The organism is Variovorax sp. VNK109 (assembly GCF_049445855.1).
Classification (GTDB): Bacteria; Pseudomonadota; Gammaproteobacteria; order Burkholderiales; family Burkholderiaceae_C; genus JAGOCV01.
On the sequence record NZ_JBMSDV010000002.1, the window covers coordinates 173,860 to 196,391 of the forward strand.

At 65.2% G+C, this 22,532-nt stretch carries 18 protein-coding genes and 2 tRNA genes; 12 read left to right on the plus strand and 8 right to left on the minus strand.

Annotated elements, in window-relative coordinates:
- Positions 1-25 precede the first annotated feature (25 nt).
- Positions 26-3,484, minus strand: coding sequence for a transcription-repair coupling factor (gene mfd, locus ACO2Q9_RS08375; protein WP_423310175.1), 3,459 nt, complete (start codon positions 3,482-3,484; stop codon positions 26-28).
- A 164-nt stretch (positions 3,485-3,648) separates the two neighbouring features.
- Here mfd and ispD point away from each other — a divergent pair, with 164 nt between their 5' ends.
- Together ispD and ispF are read left to right on the plus strand one after the other, a co-directional pair.
- Positions 3,649-4,437 (plus strand): 2-C-methyl-D-erythritol 4-phosphate cytidylyltransferase, encoded by a 789-nt coding sequence (gene ispD, locus ACO2Q9_RS08380; RefSeq protein ID WP_423310177.1) that lies wholly within the window; start codon positions 3,649-3,651, stop codon positions 4,435-4,437.
- A 10-nt stretch (positions 4,438-4,447) separates the two neighbouring features.
- Entirely contained in the window at positions 4,448-4,927 is a 480-nt protein-coding gene (gene ispF, locus ACO2Q9_RS08385) for a 2-C-methyl-D-erythritol 2,4-cyclodiphosphate synthase (protein WP_423310179.1), read from the plus strand.
- Positions 4,928-4,935: 8 nt separating this feature from the next.
- Here ispF and ACO2Q9_RS08390 read toward each other — a convergent pair whose 3' ends face one another.
- The gene (locus ACO2Q9_RS08390; RefSeq protein WP_423310181.1) at positions 4,936-6,330 is read right to left on the minus strand and encodes an ATP-binding protein; all 1,395 of its coding nucleotides are present in this window, start codon (positions 6,328-6,330) and stop codon (positions 4,936-4,938) included.
- A gap of 40 nt (positions 6,331-6,370) precedes the next feature.
- Positions 6,371-7,102 (minus strand): two-component system response regulator OmpR, encoded by a 732-nt coding sequence (gene ompR, locus ACO2Q9_RS08395; protein ID WP_423310183.1) that lies wholly within the window; start codon positions 7,100-7,102, stop codon positions 6,371-6,373.
- A 168-nt stretch (positions 7,103-7,270) separates the two neighbouring features.
- On the opposite strand from ompR, the gene ACO2Q9_RS08400 reads away from it, so the two are divergent.
- Positions 7,271-7,606: a hypothetical protein gene (locus tag ACO2Q9_RS08400; RefSeq protein WP_423310185.1), complete on the plus strand. Its 336-nt coding sequence runs from the start codon at positions 7,271-7,273 to the stop codon at positions 7,604-7,606.
- Between the two features lie 111 nt (positions 7,607-7,717).
- A complete protein-coding gene (locus ACO2Q9_RS08405; protein ID WP_423310187.1) occupies positions 7,718-8,434 on the plus strand; it encodes an SIMPL domain-containing protein in 717 nt (238 codons plus the stop codon).
- 27 nt (positions 8,435-8,461) lie between these two features.
- Here the strand turns inward: ACO2Q9_RS08405 and ACO2Q9_RS08410 are convergent, their stop codons facing one another.
- Positions 8,462-9,232, minus strand: coding sequence for a 3-hydroxybutyrate dehydrogenase (locus tag ACO2Q9_RS08410; RefSeq protein ID WP_423310189.1), 771 nt, complete (start codon positions 9,230-9,232; stop codon positions 8,462-8,464).
- 90 nt (positions 9,233-9,322) lie between these two features.
- Here ACO2Q9_RS08410 and ACO2Q9_RS08415 point away from each other — a divergent pair, with 90 nt between their 5' ends.
- The 6 genes from ACO2Q9_RS08415 (at position 9,323) to rimO (ending at position 15,038) form a co-directional block, all read left to right on the plus strand.
- Positions 9,323-10,231, plus strand: coding sequence for an alpha/beta fold hydrolase (locus tag ACO2Q9_RS08415; RefSeq protein ID WP_423310191.1), 909 nt, complete (start codon positions 9,323-9,325; stop codon positions 10,229-10,231).
- Between the two features lie 13 nt (positions 10,232-10,244).
- Positions 10,245-12,452: a RelA/SpoT family protein gene (locus ACO2Q9_RS08420; RefSeq protein WP_423310193.1), complete on the plus strand. Its 2,208-nt coding sequence runs from the start codon at positions 10,245-10,247 to the stop codon at positions 12,450-12,452.
- A gap of 29 nt (positions 12,453-12,481) precedes the next feature.
- Positions 12,482-12,558, plus strand: a tRNA-Val gene (locus ACO2Q9_RS08425).
- A 169-nt stretch (positions 12,559-12,727) separates the two neighbouring features.
- Positions 12,728-12,991, plus strand: a complete 264-nt coding sequence (locus ACO2Q9_RS08430; RefSeq protein WP_423310195.1) for a hypothetical protein — start codon at positions 12,728-12,730, stop codon at positions 12,989-12,991.
- A gap of 99 nt (positions 12,992-13,090) precedes the next feature.
- Positions 13,091-13,624: a polyhydroxyalkanoate synthesis repressor PhaR gene (gene phaR, locus ACO2Q9_RS08435; RefSeq protein ID WP_423310197.1), complete on the plus strand. Its 534-nt coding sequence runs from the start codon at positions 13,091-13,093 to the stop codon at positions 13,622-13,624.
- 19 nt (positions 13,625-13,643) lie between these two features.
- Complete coding sequence (gene rimO, locus ACO2Q9_RS08440) at positions 13,644-15,038, plus strand: 30S ribosomal protein S12 methylthiotransferase RimO (RefSeq protein WP_423310199.1); 1,395 nt, start codon at positions 13,644-13,646, stop codon at positions 15,036-15,038.
- 74 nt (positions 15,039-15,112) lie between these two features.
- Here rimO and ACO2Q9_RS08445 read toward each other — a convergent pair.
- Positions 15,113-15,197: transfer RNA gene (locus tag ACO2Q9_RS08445), tRNA-Leu, on the minus strand.
- A gap of 86 nt (positions 15,198-15,283) precedes the next feature.
- Between ACO2Q9_RS08445 and rnr the strand changes: the two genes are divergently transcribed.
- Together rnr and ACO2Q9_RS08455 are read left to right on the plus strand one after the other, a co-directional pair.
- Positions 15,284-17,503 (plus strand): ribonuclease R, encoded by a 2,220-nt coding sequence (gene rnr / locus ACO2Q9_RS08450; RefSeq protein WP_423311218.1) that lies wholly within the window; start codon positions 15,284-15,286, stop codon positions 17,501-17,503.
- Positions 17,504-17,546: 43 nt separating this feature from the next.
- Entirely contained in the window at positions 17,547-18,302 is a 756-nt protein-coding gene (locus ACO2Q9_RS08455) for an SDR family oxidoreductase (RefSeq protein WP_423310201.1), read from the plus strand.
- 17 nt (positions 18,303-18,319) lie between these two features.
- Here the strand turns inward: ACO2Q9_RS08455 and ACO2Q9_RS08460 are convergent, their stop codons facing one another.
- The 3 genes from ACO2Q9_RS08460 to ACO2Q9_RS08470 are packed head-to-tail and all read right to left on the minus strand — an operon-like array spanning position 18,320 to position 22,383.
- Complete coding sequence (locus ACO2Q9_RS08460; protein ID WP_423310203.1) at positions 18,320-19,789, minus strand: NAD(P)H-hydrate dehydratase; 1,470 nt, start codon at positions 19,787-19,789, stop codon at positions 18,320-18,322.
- 24 nt (positions 19,790-19,813) lie between these two features.
- Positions 19,814-21,067, minus strand: coding sequence for a D-amino acid dehydrogenase (locus tag ACO2Q9_RS08465; RefSeq protein ID WP_423310205.1), 1,254 nt, complete (start codon positions 21,065-21,067; stop codon positions 19,814-19,816).
- Complete coding sequence (locus tag ACO2Q9_RS08470) at positions 21,064-22,383, minus strand: amidase (protein WP_423310207.1); 1,320 nt, start codon at positions 22,381-22,383, stop codon at positions 21,064-21,066. The genes ACO2Q9_RS08465 and ACO2Q9_RS08470 overlap by 4 nt, the downstream gene beginning before the upstream one ends.
- Positions 22,384-22,532: the final 149 nt, after the last annotated feature.

Genomic DNA, 22,532 nt, shown 5'->3' on the forward strand with positions numbered 1-22,532 from the left:
CAAGAGGCGTCGAGGCGCGCCGCGCTCAGGCCTCGACCGCCTTCGGCTGGCCAAGACTGCGCAGCACGTCGCGCACCATCTGCGCGCGGTCCTTCGGCTCTTTCAGTTCGCGTTCGATGCGCAGCTTCTCGTTGCCCGCCAGCTTGATGTGCCGGTTCTTCTGCACGAGGTCGATGATGCGCATCGAATCGATCGGCGGGTTGGGCCGGAAGGTGATGTTCGTCACGCCCGGCGCGGCATCGACCTTCACCACGCCGTACGGCCGCGCCAGCACGCGCAGGCGGTGTACGTCGATCAGCGTCTGCGCCTGCTGGGGCAGCTTGCCGAAGCGGTCGACGATTTCTTCGAGCAGCGAGTCGATCTGGTCGGCGTTCTTGGCCGTCGCGAGCTTCTTGTAGAACGACAGGCGCAGGTGCACGTCCCCGCAGTAGTCGTCCGGCAGCAGGGCGGGTGCGTGCAGGTTGATGTCCGTGGTGACGGAAAGCGGCGAGAGCAGGTCGGGCTCCTTGCCGGCCTTGAGCGAGGCGACTGCTTCGGACAGCATCTCGTTGTAGAGCTGAAAGCCGACTTCCAGCATGTTGCCGCTCTGGTTCTCGCCGAGCACTTCGCCTGCGCCGCGGATCTCCAGGTCGTGCATCGCGAGATAGAAGCCCGATCCGAGCTCTTCCATCTGCTGGATGGCGTCGAGCCGCTGCGCGGCCTGCTTGGTGAGGCCTTCGGTGTCCGGCACCATCAGATACGCATAGGCCTGGTGATGGCTGCGGCCGACGCGGCCGCGCAACTGGTGCAACTGCGCCAGGCCGAACTTGTCGGCGCGGCTGATGACGATGGTGTTGGCCGTCGGCACGTCGATGCCGGTCTCGATGATGGTCGAGCACAGCAGCAGGTTGTAGCGCTGGGCGACGAAGTCGCGCATCACGCGTTCGAGGTCGCGCTCGGGCATCTGGCCGTGGGCGACCGCGATGCGTGCTTCGGGAAGGATTTCTTCCAGCTTGGCGCGGCGGTTCTCGATCGTCTCCACCTCGTTGTGCAGGAAGTAGACCTGCCCGCCGCGCTTCAATTCGCGCAGCACCGCTTCGCGGATGACGCCATGCCCCTCGTTGCGCACGAAGGTCTTGATGGCCAGACGCCGCTGCGGTGCGGTCGCGATGACCGACAGGTCACGCAGACCTTCGAGCGCCATGCCCAGCGTGCGCGGGATCGGCGTGGCGGTGAGCGTGAGCACGTCCACCTCGGCGCGCAGTGCCTTCATCGCCTCCTTGTGGCGCACGCCGAAGCGGTGCTCCTCGTCGATGATGAGCAGGCCCAGGTCCTTGAACTTGGTCGATTCCGAGAGCAGCTTGTGCGTGCCGACGACGATGTCCACGCTGCCGTCGCCGATGCCCTTGATGGCGGTCGTGATCTCCTTGCCCGAGCGGAAGCGCGAAACCTCGGCCACCTTGACCGGCCACTTGCTGAAGCGGTCCACCAGTGTCTGGTAGTGCTGCTCGGCCAGCAGCGTGGTCGGCGCAAGGAAGGCGACCTGTCTGCCGCCGGTGACCGCGACGAACGCTGCGCGCAGGGCAACTTCGGTCTTGCCGAAGCCCACGTCGCCGCAGACGAGGCGATCCATGGGGCGCGGGCTGATCATGTCCTGGATGACGGCGTGGATCGCCGCGCGCTGGTCGGCCGTCTCTTCGAAGCCGAAGTCGTTGGCGAAGGTCTCGTAGTCCTGCGGCGAGAAGCGGAAGGCATGGCCTTCGCGCGCAGCGCGGCGGGCGTAGATGTTGAGCAGCTCGGCGGCGGTGTCGCGCACCTGCTCGGCGGCGCGGCGCTTGGCTTTTTCCCACTGGCCCGAGCCGAGCTTGTGCAGCGGCGCTTCGTCGGCGCTGACGCCGGTGTAGCGGCTGATCAGGTGCAACTGGCTCACCGGCACGTAGAGCGTGGCCTTGTCGGCGTATTCGAGATGCAGGAACTCCGAGCTGCCTTGGCCGAGGTCCATGTTGATCAGGCCCTTGTAGCGGCCGATGCCGTGCGCGGAATGGACCACCGGGTCGCCCACGTTGAGCTCGCTCAGGTCCTTGATCAATGCATCGACGTCGCTGACCTGTTCCTGCTTCTTGCGGCGGCGCGTGGTGGCGCTGGTTGCGAAGAGCTCGGTTTCCGTGACGAAGTCCAGGCCTTCCTCGAGCCAGCTGAAACCGACCGCGAGGCCGGACGTGGCGATGCCGATCTTCTCGTCGGCTGCCTGCCGGAATTCTTCGAGCGAGTCGAAGGCCGGCGGGCTCACACCGCCCGCGCGCAGGAAGTCGAGCAGGCTCTCGCGCCGGCCATCGCTTTCGGCCAGCAGCAGCACGCGATGTGCGGTGTTGCGGATGTGGGCAGCCAGGCGCGCCAGGGGTTCGTCGGCACCGCGCACGACAGAGAGGCTGTCCAGCTTCTGGAAATGCGCGTTGTCCGCCACGTCCTGCAGGGCAGGGCGGATGGAGAGTTGCGCATGCGCGTTCGCGCGTTCGTAGAACGACTCGCTGCTGAGGAACAGCGCGTCGGGCGGTAGCACGGGACGTTCCGGGTCGCCCTGCACCAGGCGATAGCGGTCGCGCGTGTCCTGCCAGAAATGCTGGAAAGCAGCTTCGAGGTCGCCGTGCAGCACCACCGTCGCGTCCGCGCCGAGGTAGTCGAACACCGTGGCCGTGTCCTCGAAGAACAGCGGCAGGTAGTACTCGATGCCGGCAGTCGCCACGCCGTTGCCCATGTCCTTGTAGATGCGGCTGCGCGTCGGGTCGCCTTCGAGCAGTTCGCGCCAGCGGTTGCGAAAGCGCGCGCGCGCCGCATCGTCCATGGGGAATTCGCGGCCGGGCAGCAGTCGCACTTCGGGCACCGGATACAGGCTGCGCTGGCTGTCGGGGTCGAAGGTGCGGATGGAGTCGATCTCGTCGTCGAACAGGTCGACGCGGTAGGGCACGCTGGAGCCCATGGGAAAGAGGTCGATCAGCCCGCCGCGCACGGCGTATTCGCCGGGGCTCACGACCTGCGTGACGTGGTTGTAGCCAGCCAGGGTGAGCTGCGCCTTGAGCTTGGCCTCGTCCAGCTTCTGCTTCACCTTGAACTGGAAGGTATAGCCCGCCAGGAACGAAGGCGGGGCGACGCGGTAGAGCGCCGTGGTGGCCGGCACGACGATGATGTCCGCGCCGTCTTCCTTGTTGCGCTGCGAGATCCGCCAGAGCGTGGCGAGCCGCTCGGAGATCAGGTCGTGATGCGGCGAGAACGTGTCGTAGGGCAGCGTCTCCCAGTCCGGGAAGATCGCGCCGCGCAGGTCGGGCTCGAAGAAGCGGATTTCTTCAAGCAGGCGTTGGGCGTCCGTCGCGTCGGCGGTGAAGATGGCCGTCGGCCTGCCCGCCACTTTTTCTCGAAGTGCGAGTTTCGAAAGTAACAGTGCGTCCGCCGATCCGACCGGTCGGGGCAGTGTGAAACGTTTGCCCGGTGTGAGTTTGGGTAAATCCATCGGCTGGGAATGCAACAAAAAATGGAAAACACCCCGCGCCGGAGAAGGGAGGGGTGTGAAGCATCCGATTTTAGGTGGGCTGGCCGCCCCGCGTGGGCGTCGCGCCTAGAATCTGGCCGCCGCCACTGACATTCCCTTCCCGACTGCTTCCAACGCCCCTGGCCATGCCGGAATCCAAGCCCGATTTCCCGTCCGATCCGCCGTCCGGCACGCCGGCAGATGCGCCGCGCCTGTTCGCGCTGATCCCCTGCGCGGGCACCGGCAGCCGCGCCGGCATGGCGCTGGCCAAGCAGTACACGCTGGTTGCCGGGCAGGCCATGGTGCGGCACACCGTCGATGCGTTCCGTGCCCTGCGTGGCGAGCTTGCCGGGCTGTGGGTCGTCATTGCCGCGGACGATGAGGCTTTCCGTCGCATCCTTCCTGATTTCGGCCGGAGACCCGGTCAAGACGGCGCCGGTGAACACCTGCTTGCCGCAGGCGGCGCCACACGCGCCGCCACGGTACTGAACGGCCTTCGTGCGTTGCTCGCCCATGAAACCGCAGGTGCGCAGGCCGATGACTGGGTGCTCGTGCACGACGCCGCGCGTTGCCTCGTCACGCCGGCGCAAATCCGCGCGCTGGTCGCGGCCTGTCGCCATGATGCGGTGGGCGGCCTGCTGGCCCATCGCCTGGCCGACACGCTCAAGCAGTCCGCGGCCGCCGGTGCAGATGCACGCGTCTCAGCCACGCTCGACCGCAGCGACAAATGGCTGGCCCAGACACCGCAGATGTTCCGCATCGGCGCGCTCATCGAGGCGCTGGAGAAGGCGGGCACGCAGGTGACCGACGAAGCCGGCGCCATGGAAGCGATGGGCCTCGAGCCCCTGCTCGTGCCTGGCAGCGCGCAGAATTTCAAGGTCACCTACCCCGAGGACTTCGCGCTTGCGGAGGCCGTGCTCAACAGTCGAAAGTGAAAGAATTCCCATGAACATCCGCATCGGCGAAGGCTGGGACACACACGCGCTGGTCGCCGGCCGCAAACTCATGCTCGGTGGCATCGAAGTCCCGCACACGATGGGGCTGATGGGCCATTCGGATGCGGACGCCTTGCTGCATGCCATCACGGACGCGCTGCTCGGCGCTGCCGCGCTGGGCGACATCGGCCGGCATTTTCCGGATACCGATGCGCAGTTCAAGGGGGCCGACTCCGCCGTGCTGCTGGCTGAGGCGGCGCGCCGCGTGCGTGCGGCCGGATGGGAGATCGGCAACGTCGACAGCACCATCGTCGCGCAGGCGCCCAAGCTGGCCCCGCACATTCCCGCGATGTGCGCACGCATTGCGCAGATGCTGGGGGTGGCGGTCGGTCAGGTGAACGTGAAGGCCAAGACGGCCGAGAAGATGGGCCCGGTGGGCGAGGGGCGTGCCATGGAGGCACGGGCGGTGGCGCTGCTGTTCAAGGCCTGAGCCCGCCCTTACCGAGCGCGCTGCAGCTTGATGTGCGCCGCCAGTCCGCCTGAACTGGCATTCGACAGGGTGAATTCCCCACCCATGCGCTGGATCGTCTTGTCCACGATCGACAGGCCCAGGCCGGCACCGGTTGCCTCGGTGCGCGCGGTGTCGCCCCGGAAGAACGGCTTGGTCAGGTTGGCGAGGACGTCCGGCGGCACGCCCTGACCGTAGTCGCGCACACGCAGCAGCACCGATGTTTCGCGCGCCCGCGCCACCATGGTCACCGTCGCCACGCCTGTCTGCGGCGTCTTGCCGTAGCGGCGCGCGTTTTCCAGCAGGTTGGAGACGACACGAGCGAGCTCCACATCGTCCGCCATCACCTTCAGGTTCTCGGGGATGTCCACTTTCACGCGGATGTCCTGCTGTTCCTGAACCGCGTAGGTGCAAAGGTCGACCACCTCGCGCAGCGACACGGGGCTCAGCTCCACATGGTCGGGCCGCGCGTAGTCCAGGAACTTGTCGATGATGGCGTCGAGTTGCGTGATGTCGGCTGCCATGTGGGCGCGCGCGGTTTCGTCGGACACGCTCATCTCGGTTTCAAGCCGCAGACGGGCCAGCGGCGTGCGCAGGTCGTGCGAAATACCGGCCAGCATGACGGCGCGGTCCTGCTCGATCTTGGCGAGCTGCTCGGCCATGCGGTTGAAGCCGATGTTCACCTCGCGGATTTCGTTGGTGACGGTTCGTTCGTCCAGCCTGCTGGCAGCGAAATCGCCGTCGCGGACGCGGCTGGCCGCGAACGAGAGCTTTTTCAGCGGCCGGTTGATCAGGCCGGCAATGACTGCCGCGCCGGCCAGGGAAAGGGCCGCGGCGATGATCAGCCAGATGAGCCAGGTGCGGCCACCCACGCGCGAGAAACGGGTGGGGTCCACCAGCAGCCAGTAGGCGTCGCCGTCGATCACGAAACCGACCCAGAGGCCGGGTTCGCCGTTGACACTGCTGGCTACCGTGGTGCCGGCGCCCAGGCGCGCCACCAGTTCTTCGGTGATGCGCTCATCCAGCGCGTCACTCGTGAACGGCTCGTAGGTGTCCACAGGTTCGCGCGGCAGGATGCGCACGCCTTCCTGGTCGGCCAGTGTCTTGATGAGCGACACGCGGGCGATCGAGTCCGAATACACCAGGGCGGCACGGGTCAGGTTGACCAGCGACGCAAGCTGGTGCGCCGTCTGGATGGCGCGGGGTTCGTATTCGAGCGAGCGGAAGGTCTGCAGCCAGGCAACGGTGCAGCCGACGAGCAGCAGGGCCAGCAGGAAAAACGTGCGCCAGAAAAGGCTCAACCCCACCTTGGGCCGCATCTCCAGTGGCGCAGGCAGGGTTTCGAGGGGAGCAGGCTGGGTGCCGTCGATCGCCGGGTCGTGCATCGAGCCTCAGTCTAGCGGGAGTACTGCCTGATCCCCTGCTTCAGCCCGCACCGTCCGGCACGAACACGTAGCCCACGCCCCACACCGTCTGGATGTAGCGGGGCGCGGCGGCGTCGGCTTCCACCAGCTTGCGCAGGCGGGAAATCTGCACGTCCAGGCTGCGGTCGAAGGGTTCGAACTCGCGGCCGCGTGCCAGCAGGGCCAGCTTCTCGCGCGACAGCGGCTGGCGCGGGTGGCGCACCAGCGCCTTGAGCATGGCGAATTCGCCGGTGGTGAGCTGCAGCTCCTCGCCGTTCTTGCGCAGCGTGCGGGCACCCAGATCGAACGAGAACGGGCCGAAGGTCACGGTCTCGTTGTCGGTGGACGGAGCGCCCGGGGCTTCCTGCGGCGGACGGCGACGCAGCACGGCATGCACGCGGGCCAGCAATTCGCGGGGGTTGAAGGGCTTGCCAAGGTAATCGTCGGCACCGACTTCCAGGCCGACGATGCGGTCCACGTCCTCGCCCTTGGCGGTGAGCATGATGATGGGGGTGCGGTCGTTGGCAGCGCGCAGGCGCCGGCAGATCGAGAGGCCGTCTTCGCCGGGCATCATGAGGTCGAGGACGATCAGATCGACGGCTTCACGCAACACGATGCGGTTCAGGGCCTTGCCATCCTCGGCCACCATGACTTCAAATCCCTCTTGCGTCAGGTAGCGGCGGAGCAGGTCGCGGATGCGGGCGTCGTCATCCACCACGAGGATCTTGTCTGTGCGGGCTTGGGTTTGTGTCATGAGTTGCCAAATTGAATTTGTAACAGCGCCGATTCTGGGCCTCTCACGTCTCACAAACCATGTTTTTCCCCACAGTTTGACACTATGTTACATATGTTGCCCTCACTCGCAGGCGCCGGTTGGAGACGGTGTTTACTTGCCTCATGCCGAATCCATTGAGGTGTACCGATGAAGTTCAACCGTCCTCTTCTTATTTCCGCTGTGGCCCTTCTCGCGCTGCCCGTGCTGCTGCCAGCCCGTGCCCAATCCATGGGCCGCCCGGGCGCGAACCCGGAGATGGGTCGTCAGGAAGAAGACGCGCTGCGTGCGCAGCGCCGTCTGGAATTGCGCCACGCGATCGAATCGCAACGCGGCGGTGTGTCGCAAGCGTCCAAGGACGGCCTGGGTGCACCCAGTCTCTCTCCTGAGCAGAAGGCGCAATTGCGCGAGCAGCTGCGCCGGCAGTACGGTGCCTCGGCGGATGGGCGCGTCGAGCCCCGGCCGCCGGGCGGTCCGCGGCCCTGACGCTTGCGGGTTGCTTCCGGGTTGCATTCCCGCTGTCACCCCGCCCCTGTCATCCGCGCTCGTATGCCGGCGCGTTGGGCTCTCGCCTGAATTTCAACAACAAGGACATCCATGCATCTGAATCCGAAGAAGACCGTCGCCGCCTGCCTGATCGCTGGCATGCTTTCCATGTCTGCCGTCGTGGCGGGCGCGCAGACGCTTCCCGAGCCGCAAAACGTGGCGCAACTGTCCGCGAGCGGGCAGGTCGAGGTCCAGCAGGACTTGCTGGTGCTGACGCTGTCGACCACGCGTGAAGGCGCCGACCCGAACACGGTCCAGGCGCAGCTCAAGGCAGCGCTCGACACGGCGTTGAACGAGGCGAAGAAGGCCGCGCAACCCGGCCAGATGGACGTGCGCACCGGCAACTTCAGCCTGAACCCGCGCTACACGCGCGACGGCAAGATCAACGGCTGGCAGGGTTCCGCCGAGCTGGTGCTGGAAGGGCGCGACTTTTCGCGCATCACCGGCACCGCAGGCCGCATCCAGACGCTGACGATGGGCGGTGTGGCCTTTGGCCTGAGCCGCGAGCAGCGCGCCAGGGTGGAAGCCGACGCGCGCGCCCAGGCTATCGACCAGTTCAAGCAGCGTGCGCAGGAAATTTCGCGCAGCTTCGGCTTCAGCACGTATTCACTGCGTGAAGTCAGCATCAACAGCAGCGATCAGGGTGGCGTGCCGCGTCCGCGCATGATGGCCATGGAAGCCAAGGCCGCCATGGACTCCGCCGTGCCGGTCGAGGCCGGGAAGACCACCGTGGTGGTCAACGTCTCCGGATCGGTGCAGATGAAGTAAGCGGGGAAGGCGGCCTTGTCGGGGGCCTTACTGGGCTGCCCAGCCGCCGTCCATGTTCCACGCCACGCCACGCACGTTATTGCCGGCGGGCGAGCAGAAGAACACGGCGAGGTCGCCCAGCTCTTCGGGCGTGGTGAACTGCAGTGAAGGCTCCTTCTCGGCCAGCAGGTCATGCCTGGCCTTCTCGACGGTGATGCCTTCGCGCGCGGCGCGGTCGTCGATCTGCTTCTGTACCAGCGGTGTCAACACCCAGCCCGGGCAGATGGCGTTGCAGGTGACGCCCGTGGTTGCGGTTTCCAGCGCCAGCGCCTTGGTGAATCCGACGATGCCGTGCTTGGACGCGACATAAGCCGACTTGCCTGCCGACGCGACCAGCCCGTGCGTGGACGCCACGTTGATGATGCGGCCCCAGTTGGCTTCACGCATGGCGGGAATCGCCAGACGGCTGGTATGGAACGCGCTCGTCAGGTTGATGGCGATGATGGCGTCCCACTTCTCGGGCGGGAAGTCCTCGACCTTGGCGACGTGCTGGATGCCGGCGTTGTTGACCAGGATGTCGACGCGGCCGAATTCGGCGGCTGCAAACTTCATCATGTCGGCGATATCGGCGGACTTGCTCATGTCGGCGCCGTGGTAGCCCACCTTGGCGCCCAGCGCGGCAATCTCCGCCTTGGGTCCTTCGGCGTCGCCGAAGCCATTGAGCACGATGTTGGCGCCCTGGCTGGCGAGGCGACGGGCGATGCCGAGGCCGATGCCGCTGGTGGAACCGGTGACGAGAGCTGTTTTGCCTTTGAGCATGATGGAGTTTCTCCGGATGAATTACGATGCCGCGAAGCACCTGGCCTGTGAGCGGTGCTTAGCAATTATCAAGCCGCCAACATCATTTTCATGACCGACCCCCAATTGCTCGACCTTCCCTGCCCGGATGCCTCGGGCGGTCATCGCATGGCGTACGCGCAGTGGGGCGACGCTTCCTCGCCGCGCGTGGTCGTGTGCGTGCACGGGCTCTCGCGCCAGGGGCGCGACTTCGACGAACTGGCCCGGGCCATCGTGGCGCGTGCGGGTGGCGCCATCCGGGTGGTGTGCCCCGATGTGGTGGGTCGCGGCCGGAGCGACTGGCTGCGTGACCCGACGGGCTACCAGATTCCCTCTTACGCCGCTGACATGCTGGCCATGTTGGGCCAGCTTCATGCGCAGGCACCCATCACGCAGTTGGACTGGGTGGGCACCAGCATGGGTGGGTTGATCGGCATCGTCGTCAGCGGGCAGCCCGGCTTGCCATTGCCCGTGCCTGTGCGCAAGCTCGTTCTCAACGACGTCGGGCCTGTCATCCAGTGGGACGCTCTGCAACGCATCGGTACTTATCTGGGAAATACCGGCCGGTTCGAGTCCGTCGAGCAGGCTGCGGACGCGATGTGGGCCATTTCCACCAGCTTCGGACCGCATACGCGCGAGCAGTGGCTGGCGCTCTCGCGTCACATGGTCAAGCCCCTGGCGGCCGATGGTGAAGCCGTCACGCTGCACTACGACCCCGCGATCGCCGTGCCGTTCCGCGCACTCACGCAGGAAGCCGCCACGCAAGGCGAATCGCTGCTGTGGCAGTTGTACGACGGCATCAAGGCGCAGACACTGCTGCTGCGTGGCGCGCAGTCGGATCTGCTGTCGCGCGACACCGCGCTGACCATGACGCAGCGTGGGCCGCATGCCCGTTTGATCGAGTTCGACGGCGTGGGGCATGCGCCCACGCTGGTGACATCTGCCCAGGTCGAACCGGTACTGTCGTTCCTGCTGGACTGAGCCGGGCCACCGGATGAAGAGCATCTCCGCCGAACAGCCCGAAGTGGTGCCGCAACTCGTGGCGGCCACGGCGCACAGCCTGCCGGAGCAGGCGGATGCGCTGACGCGTGCGCGTTCTTTCGCGGAACCCCTGATCGCCGGGGAAATGCTCGATACGGGCGAGAACACGCTGGCCCACGCGGATGCCGTTGCCGCAATCCTCAAGACCATCGGTGGTTCCGAGGCAATGCAGGCCGCCAGCTACCTGGTCTACGCCTGCGACCACCTGAACAAGCCGCACGAAGTGATCGCGAAGGCATTCGGCGAGAGCTTCGCAGCGCTGGCCATCGAAACCACGAAGCTCGTCAAGGTACAGCAGCAGGCGCGTGCCGCCGATGAGTCCGCGCAACTCGTCGACGACCCGAAGCTGCGTACCGAGAATGTGCGCAAGATGCTGCTGGCGTTCTCGCGCGATCTGCGCGTGGTCATGCTGCGCCTGGCATCGCGCCTGCAGACGCTGCGCCACTGCGCCGCACGCAAGGCCAGCGTCTCGCCGCAATTGGCGCGGGAGACGCTGCAGGTGTTCGCGCCACTGGCCAACCGGCTGGGCATCTGGCAGATCAAGTGGGAGATGGAGGACCTGGCGTTCCGCTTCCTCGAGCCCGACACCTACAAGGAGGTCGCCCGTCTGCTCGACGAGAAGCGCGTCGAACGCGAGGGGTACGTCGAGCAGTTGCGGGCAGGTCTCGAGAAGGATCTGAAGGCCCAGGGTATCCGCGCCACCGTGCACGGCAGGCCCAAGCACATCTATAGCATCGTGCGGAAAATGCGTGGCAAGTCTCTTGATTTCGACCGGGTATTCGACATTCGCGCATTGCGCGTGGTCGTTCCTGAAGTGACGGACTGCTACGCAGCCTTGAGTTGGGTGCACGCCCAGTTCCAGCCGCTGCCTGACGAGTTCGACGACTACATCGCCAGGCCCAAGGCGAACGGCTACCAGTCGCTGCACACCGTGGTGCTCGACGAGGCGGGCCGCGCGATCGAGATCCAGATCCGGACGCAGGCGATGCACGACCATGCCGAGTACGGCGTGGCGGCCCACTGGGCCTACAAGGAAGCAGGCAGCAAGGGCTACTCCGGCGTGTCCGCGGCCAGTGAATATGACGCCAAGATCGCCGTGTTGCGGCAACTGCTCGCATGGGAGCGCGACATGCTCGGCGAGCAGGGCGGAAACGAAGGTCTGTTCGACGATCGCATCTACGTGCTGACGCCCGACGCCGCCGTGGTCGAACTGCCGCAGGGCGCGACGCCGGTGGATTTTGCCTACACGGTCCACACGAGCCTGGGGCATCGCTGTCGCGGCGCGCGCGTGGACGGGGCCATGGTGCCGCTCAATACGCCCCTGCAGAACGGGCAGACGGTGGAGATCACCGCGGCCAAGGAGGGCGGGCCGTCACGTGACTGGTTGAACGCCGACCTGGGCTATCTGGTCAGCAACCGTGCGCGGGCCAAGGCGCGCGCCTGGTTCAATGCGCAGATCACGCACGAGACGATCGCGCGTGGTCGTGAATCGGTCGAGAAGTTGCTGCAGCGTGAGGGCAAGACGGCCATCAAGCTGGAAGACCTGGCGTCGCAACTGGGTTTCAAGTCGGCGGACAACCTGTTCGAAGTCGTCGGCAAGGACGAGTTCTCGCTGCGCAACATCGAAACGCTGCTCAAGCCGCCGGAGCCTGCCCTTGCCCCCGACGACTACCTGCTGCTCAAGAAGTCACGCAACACGGAAAAAACACCCAAGGGTGGCGTGCTTGTTGTCGGTATCGACTCGCTGATGACGCAACTCGCCAAATGCTGCAAGCCGGCGCCGCCTGACGATATCCGCGGCTTCGTCACGCGCGGCAAAGGCGTGAGCATCCATCGTGCCGATTGCAGCAACTTCCGGGAGATGGCCACGCGCAGTGAAGAGCGCGTGATCGACGTCGAATGGGGTTTGCCGCGCGGTGCCGAGGCGGCCGTGTATCCCGTGGACGTGTCGGTGGAAGCTGCCGACCGGCAGGGGCTGCTGCGCGATATCTCGGAAGTGTTCGCCAAGGAAAAGATGAACGTCATCGGCGTGCAGACGCAATCCATCAAGGGCACGGCCTGGATGACGTTCACCGTCGAGGTGGCGGATTCGGGCCGGCTCGCAAAGGTGTTGGGCATCGTGGCGGAGGTGTCAGGCGTGCGTTCGGCGCGCCGCAGGTGATGCTACAATTCCGCTTCTCGAACACCCTTAGGCGCGTAGCTCAGCTGGTTAGAGCACCACCTTGACATGGTGGGGGTCGTTGGTTCGAGTCCAATCGCGCCTACCAAGATCAACCCCGGAACCGAACTGGTCCGGGGTTTGTCGTTTCTGTCCCCATATCTATTGACGCCATCCGGCTCCTGCAACATCTTGTTGCGTAACAGACAAATTTGTCACCCGGAGTAGCTTTTTTGTTGCCTAGAATTTCCCGACAGACGGTGTTGTCGAGGTGATGTATGGATATGCGATTTCGTGAGCGCGGCCAGGTCCGGAAGTATGCGACTGAGCACGGCATTGCTGCGCTTGAGGAAGAGCTCGACTCCGGCCGGCTCGATCTCCGCAGCGTCATCCTCGTCGAACAGTGGCTGGAAGACGAGCCGCTGCGCGCAGCGAACCGTCGCAAGCGCAAGCTGCAGCGGCTCTGGAACGTTTTCGTCGCCGCCGTCTGGATTGCCGGCGCGGCGGGCGTGGGCCTGCTCGTCTGGGCCATGATGCGCTGACCCGGTCAGGGTAAACCTTGGGCTCCTTGGGGACCTTGATCCCTAGAATGTGTTGCCACGCAATACAGCCCGTCACGGGTGCAGCCGAGGAGTTCCGAAGTGCAAACCAAGAAGGCCGGGGGCCCCAAACCGGCGCAGCGCGTCATCAAGAAGTATCCCAACCGGCGGCTCTACGACACGGACACTTCAACCTACATCACCCTTGCCGAGGTCAAGCAGCTGGTCATGGCCAGCGAGGTTTTCGTCGTGCGCGATGCCAAGACCAACGAGGACCTGACGCGGGCAATCCTTCTGCAGATCATCCTGGAAGAAGAGGCGGGCGGCGAACCGATGTTCACCGAGGCCGTGCTGGCCAACATCATCCGCTTCTATGGCCAGGCCATGCACGGATACATGGGTTCCTACCTCGAGAAGAACATGCAGGCCATGCTGGACCTGCAGAACAACCTGACCGACCAGTCCAAGACCATCACGCCGGAAATGTGGACGCATTTCCTCAACGCCCAGGCACCGCTGATGCAGAACATGATGGGCGCCTACGTCGAGCAGTCCAGGAACGTGTTCGTGCAGATGCAGGAGCAGATGCAGAAACAGACCGAGCAGATGCTGGGCGCATTCGGCATCAAGCGCTAGGCTCTGGGACAATACGGGGATGAGCGAAGTTCTCACCCCCACGAACAAAACACCGAAAGTCGGATTCGTCAGCCTGGGTTGCCCCAAGGCGCTGACCGATTCCGAGTTGATCCTTACCCAGCTGAGTGCCGAGGGCTACCAGACCTCCAAGACCTTCGAGGGCGCTGACATCGTCATCGTCAACACCTGCGGCTTCATCGACGATGCCGTCAAGGAAAGCCTGGACACCATCGGTGAAGCCCTGGCCGGCAACGGTCGCGTGATCGTCACCGGCTGCCTGGGTGCCCGCTCGGGCGACGACGGCGGCAATCTGGTCAAGCAGATGCATCCGAGCGTGCTGGCCGTCACCGGACCGCATGCAACGCAGGAGGTGATGGACGCCGTCCATGCCAACCTGCCCAAGCCGCACGACCCCTTCATCGATCTCGTGCCGAATGCCTTCGGTGACGCCGGCGTCAAGCTCACGCCGCGCCATTACGCCTATCTGAAGATCAGCGAAGGCTGCAACCACCGTTGCACCTTCTGCATCATCCCGTCGATGCGCGGCGATCTCGTCAGCCGTCCCGTGGGGGATGTCCTTAAGGAGGCGCGAGCGCTGTTCGAAGGTGGTGTGAAGGAACTGCTGGTGATCAGCCAGGACACGTCGGCCTACGGGGTGGACGTGAAGTACAGAACCGGCTTCTGGGACGGCAAGCCCGTGAAGACACGCATGCTCGAACTGGCGCAGACGCTGGGCGATCTGGCCGAACCGTATGGTGCCTGGGTGCGCTTGCACTATGTGTATCCCTATCCGAGCGTGGACGAAGTCATCCCGCTGATGGCGACCGGACGCATCCTGCCGTACCTCGATGTCCCGTTCCAGCACAGTCACCCGGATGTGCTCAGGCGCATGAAGCGCCCGGCCAGCGGTGAGCGCAACCTCGAACGAATCCAGCGATGGCGTGAAGCCTGCCCCGAGATCGTGATCCGCAGCACGTTCATCGCCGGCTTCCCGGGCGAAACCGAGGCCGAGTTCCAGGATCTGCTGGACTTCGTGCGTGAGGCAGAAATCGACCGCGCGGGCTGTTTCGCCTACAGCCCGGTCGAGGGTGCGGCCGCGAACAGTATTGCGGGCATGCTGCCTCAGGAAGTGCGCGATGAGCGTCGTGCGCGCTTCATGGCTGTGGCCGAAGAAGTGTCCGCAGCCAAGCTCGCGCGCCGGGTGGGCGCGACCATGCAGGTGCTGGTGGATTCGGCGCCTGCCATGGGCCGCAAAGGAGGCGTCGGCCGTTCGTACGCCGATGCACCCGAGATCGATGGAACCGTTCGCCTGTTGCCGCCCGAGAAGATCAGCAAGACGCTGAAGGCCGGTGAGTTCACGCGCGCCCGCATCGTCGCTGCGCAGGGACACGATCTCGTGGCTGTTCCGCTTTGATGCCCCATCAATGCAGAAACAAAAAAGCCGCTGTGGATAGCGGCTTATGATCATCGCGAAGATGTATTTAAACTTGGTGCCCAGGAGAGGACTCGAACCTCCACGATGTTACTCGCTAGTACCTGAAACTAGTGCGTCTACCAATTCCGCCACCTGGGCAAGCGGACTGCAGTCTGGCTGCAACCCGATGTGTTTTCAGGAAAGAAAGAGATTCTATCATTAAAAATATCAGTACTTCCAGTGGCCTGCTCGACGAAGTGGAGGGCACCATCCAGGGCCACCGCGACGGACACGGCTTCGTTGTTCGCGACGACGGCGAATCGGACATCTACCTTCCCCCCAATGAAATGCGTGCTGTGCTTCACCGCGATCGTGTCAAGGCGCGCATCGTGCGGCATGACAGGCGCAACCGGCCCGAGGGCCGCGTGGTGGAAATCGTCGAGCGCCCAGAGCAGCCCATCATCGGCCGCCTCCTGCAGGAAGTGGGCGTATGGCTGGTGGCACCTGAAGACAAGCGCTACGGCCAGGACATCCTGATCCCCAAGGGCGCAACGGGCACCGCGAAGCCAGGGCAGGTTGTCGTGGTCGATCTGACCGAACCTCCAAGTCTTTACGGCCAGCCCGTGGGGCGCGTGAAAGAGGTGCTCGGTGAGGTGGATGATCCCGGCATGGAGATCGAGATTGCGGTTCGCAAATACGGCGTGCCGCACGAGTTCTCGCCCGCCTGCGTGGCGATGGCCCGCGCTTTGCCGGACAAGGTTCGCCCTGCCGACCGCAAGCAGCGTGTGGACCTCACGGACATCCCGCTAGTCACCATCGATGGCGAAGACGCGCGTGATTTCGACGACGCCGTGTATTGCGAACCCGCACGTGTGGGGCGCGCCAAGGGCTGGCGTCTGCTGGTAGCGATTGCCGATGTGAGCCACTACGTGGAGACGGGCAGTGCGATCGATATCGATGCCTACGACCGCGCGACCTCGGTCTACTTCCCGCGCCGCGTCATTCCGATGCTGCCGGAGAAGTTGTCCAACGGCCTGTGCTCACTCAACCCCGAGGTGGAACGCCTGTGCATGGTCTGCGACATGATGATCACGGCAAAGGGTGAGGTGCATGCATACCAGTTCTACCCGGCCGTGATGTGGAGCCACGCGCGTTTCACCTACACCGAGGTTGCGGCCATCCTTGCCAACACGCGCGGCCCCGAAGCCCAGCGCCGCAAGGACCTCGTGCCTGACCTGCTCAATCTGCACGACGTCTATCGCGCGCTGCTCGGCGCGCGCAACCAGCGTGGTGCGATTGACTTCGAGACCACGGAGACGCAGATCATCTGCGACGAGAACGGCCGCATCGAGAAGATCGTCCCGCGCGTGCGCAACGACGCGCACAAGCTGATCGAGGAGGCCATGCTGGCTGCCAACGTCTGCAGCGCCGACTTCATCTCGCAAAGCAAGCACCCGGGCCTGTACCGCGTCCACGAAGGCCCCACACCCGAGAAGAAGGAAATCCTGCGCGCCTACCTCAAGACCACGGGGGTGGGCATGTCGATCAGCGACGATCCCAAGCCGGGCGAATTCCAGGCCATTGCGGCGGCCACCAGGGACCGTCCGGACGCGCAGCAGATCCACACCATGCTGCTGCGATCGATGCAGCAGGCGATCTACACGCCGATCAACAGCGGGCACTTTGGGCTCGCCTTCGATGCCTACACCCATTTCACCAGCCCGATCCGGCGTTATCCGGACTTGCTGGTTCACCGCGTGATCAAGGCGATCCTGGGCAAGTCGCGCTATCAGTTGCCTGCGCTGCCTACGCCGGGCGAAGCGCATGCCAAGCTTGCCCGCCGGCTTGCAGCGCGGGTCAAGGAGCCCAGCGCCAAGCCCAGGAAGACCAGCGCCGAGCAGCAGGCCTGGGAGGCAGCCGGCCTGCATTGCAGCGCCAATGAAAGGCGTGCCGATGAGGCGAGCCGGGACGTCGAAGCCTGGCTCAAGTGCAAGTACATGCGCGAGCATCTGGGCGAAGAATATGGCGGTGTCGTCACGGCGGCGACGAGTTTCGGCATCTTTGTGACGCTGGACGCCATGTACGTCGAAGGCCTGGTTCACATCACAGAGCTCGGCGGTGAGTACTTCAAGTTCGACGAGGCGCGCCAGGAACTGCGCGGCGAACGAACCGGCATCCGCTATGCCATTGGTACGCGTGTGCGCGTGCAGGTGAGCCGCGTCGATCTGGACGGCCGCAAGATCGACTTCCGCCTGGTGCGCGACAACGACGATCCGGTCGTGCAGCGCGCCATGAAGGACAAGGGAGCATCAACCGGCGTGCCGACCAAGGCGTCGGTGAAGCGCGCCTCGCGCGGCAAGTCGGACAGCAAGGCGGACCGAGCGCCCAAGTCGCCGATCCAGGCGCTCAAGGCGGCGGTCAAGAAGGCTGTCGCCAAGAACAAAAGCCGCAAGTCGCGGAGATGATGTGCCGCGCGTTTTGCAAACCAGAAAACAGGAAACAAGAGACATGAGTTCATCAGGAAGAGTTGCCATCGTCACGGGTGCTGGCACGGGTATCGGGAAAGCCGCAGCGCTGGCGCTGCTCAAGGATGGCTGGCGTGTTGCGCTGGCGGGCCGCAGGCCAGAGCCGCTGGCTCAGGTGATCGAAGAGTCCGGCGCGGGAGCTGCCGCGCTCGCAGTGCCCACGGACGTTGCAGACCCGGCGTCGGTTCGAGAGTTGTTCGATGCGGTGGTCAGGCAGTTCGGCCGCGTGGATCTGCTGTTCAACAACGCCGGAGTCGGCGCACCCGCGGTGCCCATCGATGAACTGACGATCGAGCAATGGAAGAACGTGGTGGACATCAACCTCAACGGCATGTTCTATTGCATCCAGAACGCGTTCCGCGTGATGAAGGCGCAAAGCCCCAAGGGTGGTCGCATCATCAACAACGGCTCGATCTCGGCGACCACCCCGCGTCCGATGTCCATCGCTTATACGGCGACCAAACATGCCGTGACCGGCCTCACCAAGACGGCCTCGCTGGACGGCAGAAAACACGACATTGCCGTCGGTCAGATCGACGTGGGCAATGCCGGCACCGAACTGGCCATGCGCATGGCCAAGGGCGTGCCGCAGGCGAACGGTGAAATCGCACCGGAGCCGCTGATGGACGTGGCCATCGTCGGCCAGTCGCTGCTGTACATGGCCAACCTGCCGCTGGAAGCCAACGTCATGTTCCACACGGTGATGGCGACGAAGATGCCTTTCGCCGGTCGCGGCTGAGAGACGGGTTGCCAGGACTAGCGGAAGTTGCCGCTCCCGGCGAGTTGCGCAAGACGCGACGCGGTCAGCACCTCTTGCGCCGGCCATGAATCGGCAAGTTGCGCGTGTCGGGCGACGGCCTGGCAGGCGGCGCGGACTGCGGTTTCGCCGCGTGCCAGCCGGGCACCGATCATTCCCGCAAGCACATCACCGGTGCCCGCGGTTGCCAGTCTGGCATTGCCGCCATGGTGGATACGCGGCAGCTCACCGGGCGCAGCGATGACCGTGCCCGAGCCTTTGAGGACAACAACGACGCCGAATCGACCAGCCAGGGTCTGCGCTGCCTGGAGCCGGTTGGCCTGAACATCGGCGGTGCTGCATTCCAGCAGGCGTGCAGCCTCCAGAGGATGGGGCGTCATCACCGTCGGGCGCAGGCCCGCCCGACGACTTCGCGCAACAAGCAGGTGCTGCAATTGCGCGTCGGCGGCGATTGAATTGAGCGCATCGGCGTCCAGCACGAGTTGCCGGGCGTTTGAAAGAACCCGGGGCAGTTCAAGGCGGATGACATCACCGCCGCCGCACCCGCAAACCACTGCGCACTGCGTGTAGTCCAGCGAGCTGGCTGCCCTCATCATCAGCTCGGGTTGACCGGCATCGACGCTGGCCGATGTGTCCAGCAGCGCAGCGAAGACGCGACCTGCACCTGAATGCAGCGCCGCGCGTGCCGCCAGGAGTGCGGCTCCCGCCATGCCGGGCGCGCCCCCGACGACAGTCACGTCGCCGTAACTTCCCTTGTGACTGGCGTGAGGGCGCGCGTCTTCCATTTCATGGGCGTTGAGCATGGCGACTGGCAACGCCGAGTCCGTGGTGACGTCCAGCGCGTCGCACCACACGGTACCGGCGAGATCACGCCCCTGGCCTGTGAACAGGCCAGGCTTGAGCGTGAGGAGGCTGAGTGTGTCGTGCGCATGCACGACAGCGCCAAGCCCGGCGCCGAGCGGCATGCCGGTATCTGCGTTCAGGCCGGACGGCACGTCAATCGCCAGTACACGATTGGCATGGCGGCTCATGTGGTCGATCCACGTCGCCATGAGTCCTTGTGGCGCCCGGGTTGCCCCGATGCCGAGCAACGCGTCGATGACCAGATCTGCGCGACGAGGCGGTTCCCGCGAAATTCTCACGCCTGTGTGTCCCGCCCGTTGCCATGCGGCATGCGCGTCTTGCGGCGCGTCATCGGGATTCCCGAGATATGTGACCGTCAACGGAAAGCCCGCTCGATGGAGATGCACTGCCGCCTCCAGGCCGTCGCCGCCGTTGTTGCCGGGGCCACAGGCGATCCAGACATGCCGGGCGTGTGGCTGCAGGGCCATGGCCAGTTTCGCCACTGCCAGGCCTGCCCGCTGCATCAGCGCATGGTCGGGCAATGCGCCAGCAGCGGCGTGCTCGATGCGCCTTGTGGACGCGATGTCGTGCAGGGAATGCCCGTGGCCGGTGTGGATGCGCTGCATGCCGGCCATTGTGTCAGTGCGCGCTCAACGCGCGAAGCGCGAGATACCCAGTCCCTCGAGATCCACGTCAGGCGACCTGCCGGCCAGCAGATCGGCCATGGCGCGCGCACTGCCGCAACTCAAGGCCCAACCGCTGGAGCCGTGTCCGAGGTTGAGCCAGACGCCGGGTACGCCGCTCGAACCGACGATGGGCGGACCGTCCGGCAGCATGGGGCGTGCGCCTTTCCATTCCTGCACGCCCGCGCTGAGTTGCGCCGCGCCCGGAAACCAGTCGTGCAGCACTTTGTAGAGCGTGCGCAATGCGGCGGGCGAATGGGTCTGCGGCGAACCGCCGATCTCTGCGCTGCCAGCCACGCGGACGCGATTGCCCAGGCGCGAGATGGCGACCTTGTAGCGCTCGTCCATGATGCCACTGCGCGGTGCGTTGAGTGGCTCACGGATTGGGGCGCTCACCGAATAGCCATGGACTGCCGCCAGCGGAATCTTCAGGCCGAGAGGGCGCAGGAGTTCGGCGCTGGCAAGGCCCGCGCACACGACGATGGCGTCGAAGCGCTGGGTCGCTGCATCACCCTCGAATGCAAGCTCGCATGGAGCGGCGGCCGACAGTGGTTTCACACCCGCCTGGAACTCGAAGCGCGCGCCCAGCCGCTGGGCTTCGTTCTTCAGCATCAGCGCGAACTGCCGGCAGTTCGCCACTTCGTCGTCGGGCAGGTGGATGGCACCCAGAAACTGCGTGTCCGTGTTGATGGCAGGTTCGAGCTGTCGTGCCTCGGCTGCATCGATCTCGCGGAACTTGACGCCGCTGTCGCGCATCAGTTGCAGGCCGGGTTGGGCGAGTTGCCGCTCTTTCTCTGAGCGCAGCATCACCATGTAGCCGGCGCTGCGGTCGTAGTCGAGCTGCAGGTCGGCGGTGATCTGGTGCAGCCGCTCGCGGCTGTAGAAGGCCAGCCGCTGCAGGCGGGAACGATTCGCCAGATAGGCGTCGAGGCTACAGGCGCTCTGCCATTTCCACATCCACGCGAGATCGCCGGGCGCCAGTGGCAGCTTGAGCTTGACGGGGGCGTGCCGGCTGAAAAGATGGCCGATGACCTTGCGCCGCATGCCGGGTGCGGCCCATGGTGTCACGTAGCCCGGCGCGACGACGCCCGCATTCGCGAAGCTGGTTTCCTCGGCGGCTGCTCCGCGGCGTTCGAATACCGTGACTTCGTGGCCGTCGCTGGAGAGTTCCCAGGCGGTGGTGACACCGATGATGCCGGCGCCGACAATCGCAATTCTCATGAAAGCAGGGCCTCGGCCTGGGCGGCAATCGAGAGGATGTGGTCGTCGTGCAAGGCGGCGTGCCAGAGCATCAGGCCGACGGGCAGTTCGCCCTCGACATGGCACGGGATGGAGATGGCGCAGCCGTCCAGCATGTTGATCACGCCCGGATTGCGCAGGAGAAGGGCATTGACGCGGAAGAACTCCTCATCCCGCGTCGCACCGGGTGCGATGCTGGCAAAAGTGGGGGCGACGATGGGCACCGTCGGCGAAAGCACGGCATCGAAACCGCTGAGCGTGTCCTGCATCTTCGCGATCCAGCGAGCGCGCGCCTGCACCAGGTCGATGTAGTCGGCGGCCGACATCGTGGCACCGCGTTCCATGCGGGCCTTGACGCGGGGGTCGTAGCGGTCCCCATCGGAAGCCAGCAGCTTGCGATGCCATGCGTAGCTTTCAGCCGGCGAGAAGCTGGCGGCCGACTGCATGCCCGCCAGTTCGCCGATGGCTGACAAAGCGATCTCCTCGACCTTTGCGCCGGCGTCGCGCAGTTTGCGCACGGTGCGCTCGAACGCGGTGGCCACGGCAGGTTCGACGCCATCCAGCATCACGGTGCGCGCGACCGCGAACCTGCGCTCGGAAAGTGGGCGCGTGTCCACTGCCACTTTCGTGGCTGAAAGGATTTCATGGGCCAGCACGGCATCGCGCACCGAGCGGGTCATGGCGCAGACGGTGTCCAGCGTGGTCGACAGGGGCAGTGCACCCGTTGTCGGTACCAGCCGTGCCGTGTTCTTGAAGCCGACGATTCCGTTGAGCGCCGCGGGAATGCGTATCGAGCCGCCCGTGTCCGAGCCAAGCCCGATGAAGGCCGCGCCAGTGGCGACCGAGATGGCTGCACCGGACGACGAGCCCCCGGGGATGCGATGGACGTTGCCGTCCGCCACGTTGGCGGGTGTTCCGAAGTGCGGATTGATGCCGACCCCCGAGAACGCGAATTCGCTCATGTTCGTCCGGCCCAGCACAGCACCGCCAGCGGCGCGCAGGCGTGCCACTGCGGTGGCGTCCTGCACGGCAGGTTCGGCGGAGCCCAGAACCACGGAGCCCGATGCAGTGACGTCACCGGCCATGTCGAAGAGATCCTTGACCGAAATGGCCAGGCCGGCCAGCGGGAGCTTGCCGCCTGCTGCAGAGGCTGCCCGAGCCGTGTCGAAGCTGGTCTTGAGGAACACCTTGTCGCATCTGGCCGAAGCGGCTGTCGCGATGGATTTTTCGATCTCGGCCGTTGCCGTGGTGCTGCCCGCGGCAATGGCCTGGCGGGTGCTGTGAAGGTCGGGAAGCATGGGGAGGAATGGTGCCCTGTGTTATACTCTTTGGGTTTTGCTGCCGGGCACGGCCATTCGGCCCCACCCAGTGCAAAACAAATCGCAAACCAGCCCACTCAAGGTGTTGCACCCGTTGCAATTTCGGGCTGGATTTTAGACCCAACCTT

Coding starts and splice junctions, on each gene's coding strand:
- mfd (WP_423310175.1), bottom strand. CDS start 3,484: ATGGATTTACCCAAACTCACACCGGGCAAACGTTTCACACTGCCCCGA.
- ispD (WP_423310177.1), top strand. CDS start 3,649: ATGCCGGAATCCAAGCCCGATTTCCCGTCCGATCCGCCGTCCGGCACG.
- ispF (WP_423310179.1), top strand. CDS start 4,448: ATGAACATCCGCATCGGCGAAGGCTGGGACACACACGCGCTGGTCGCC.
- ACO2Q9_RS08390 (WP_423310181.1), bottom strand. CDS start 6,330: ATGCACGACCCGGCGATCGACGGCACCCAGCCTGCTCCCCTCGAAACC.
- ompR (WP_423310183.1), bottom strand. CDS start 7,102: ATGACACAAACCCAAGCCCGCACAGACAAGATCCTCGTGGTGGATGAC.
- ACO2Q9_RS08400 (WP_423310185.1), top strand. CDS start 7,271: ATGAAGTTCAACCGTCCTCTTCTTATTTCCGCTGTGGCCCTTCTCGCG.
- ACO2Q9_RS08405 (WP_423310187.1), top strand. CDS start 7,718: ATGCATCTGAATCCGAAGAAGACCGTCGCCGCCTGCCTGATCGCTGGC.
- ACO2Q9_RS08410 (WP_423310189.1), bottom strand. CDS start 9,232: ATGCTCAAAGGCAAAACAGCTCTCGTCACCGGTTCCACCAGCGGCATC.
- ACO2Q9_RS08415 (WP_423310191.1), top strand. CDS start 9,323: ATGACCGACCCCCAATTGCTCGACCTTCCCTGCCCGGATGCCTCGGGC.
- ACO2Q9_RS08420 (WP_423310193.1), top strand. CDS start 10,245: ATGAAGAGCATCTCCGCCGAACAGCCCGAAGTGGTGCCGCAACTCGTG.
- ACO2Q9_RS08430 (WP_423310195.1), top strand. CDS start 12,728: ATGGATATGCGATTTCGTGAGCGCGGCCAGGTCCGGAAGTATGCGACT.
- rimO (WP_423310199.1), top strand. CDS start 13,644: ATGAGCGAAGTTCTCACCCCCACGAACAAAACACCGAAAGTCGGATTC.
- ACO2Q9_RS08455 (WP_423310201.1), top strand. CDS start 17,547: ATGAGTTCATCAGGAAGAGTTGCCATCGTCACGGGTGCTGGCACGGGT.
- ACO2Q9_RS08460 (WP_423310203.1), bottom strand. CDS start 19,789: ATGCAGCGCATCCACACCGGCCACGGGCATTCCCTGCACGACATCGCG.
- ACO2Q9_RS08465 (WP_423310205.1), bottom strand. CDS start 21,067: ATGAGAATTGCGATTGTCGGCGCCGGCATCATCGGTGTCACCACCGCC.
- ACO2Q9_RS08470 (WP_423310207.1), bottom strand. CDS start 22,383: ATGCTTCCCGACCTTCACAGCACCCGCCAGGCCATTGCCGCGGGCAGC.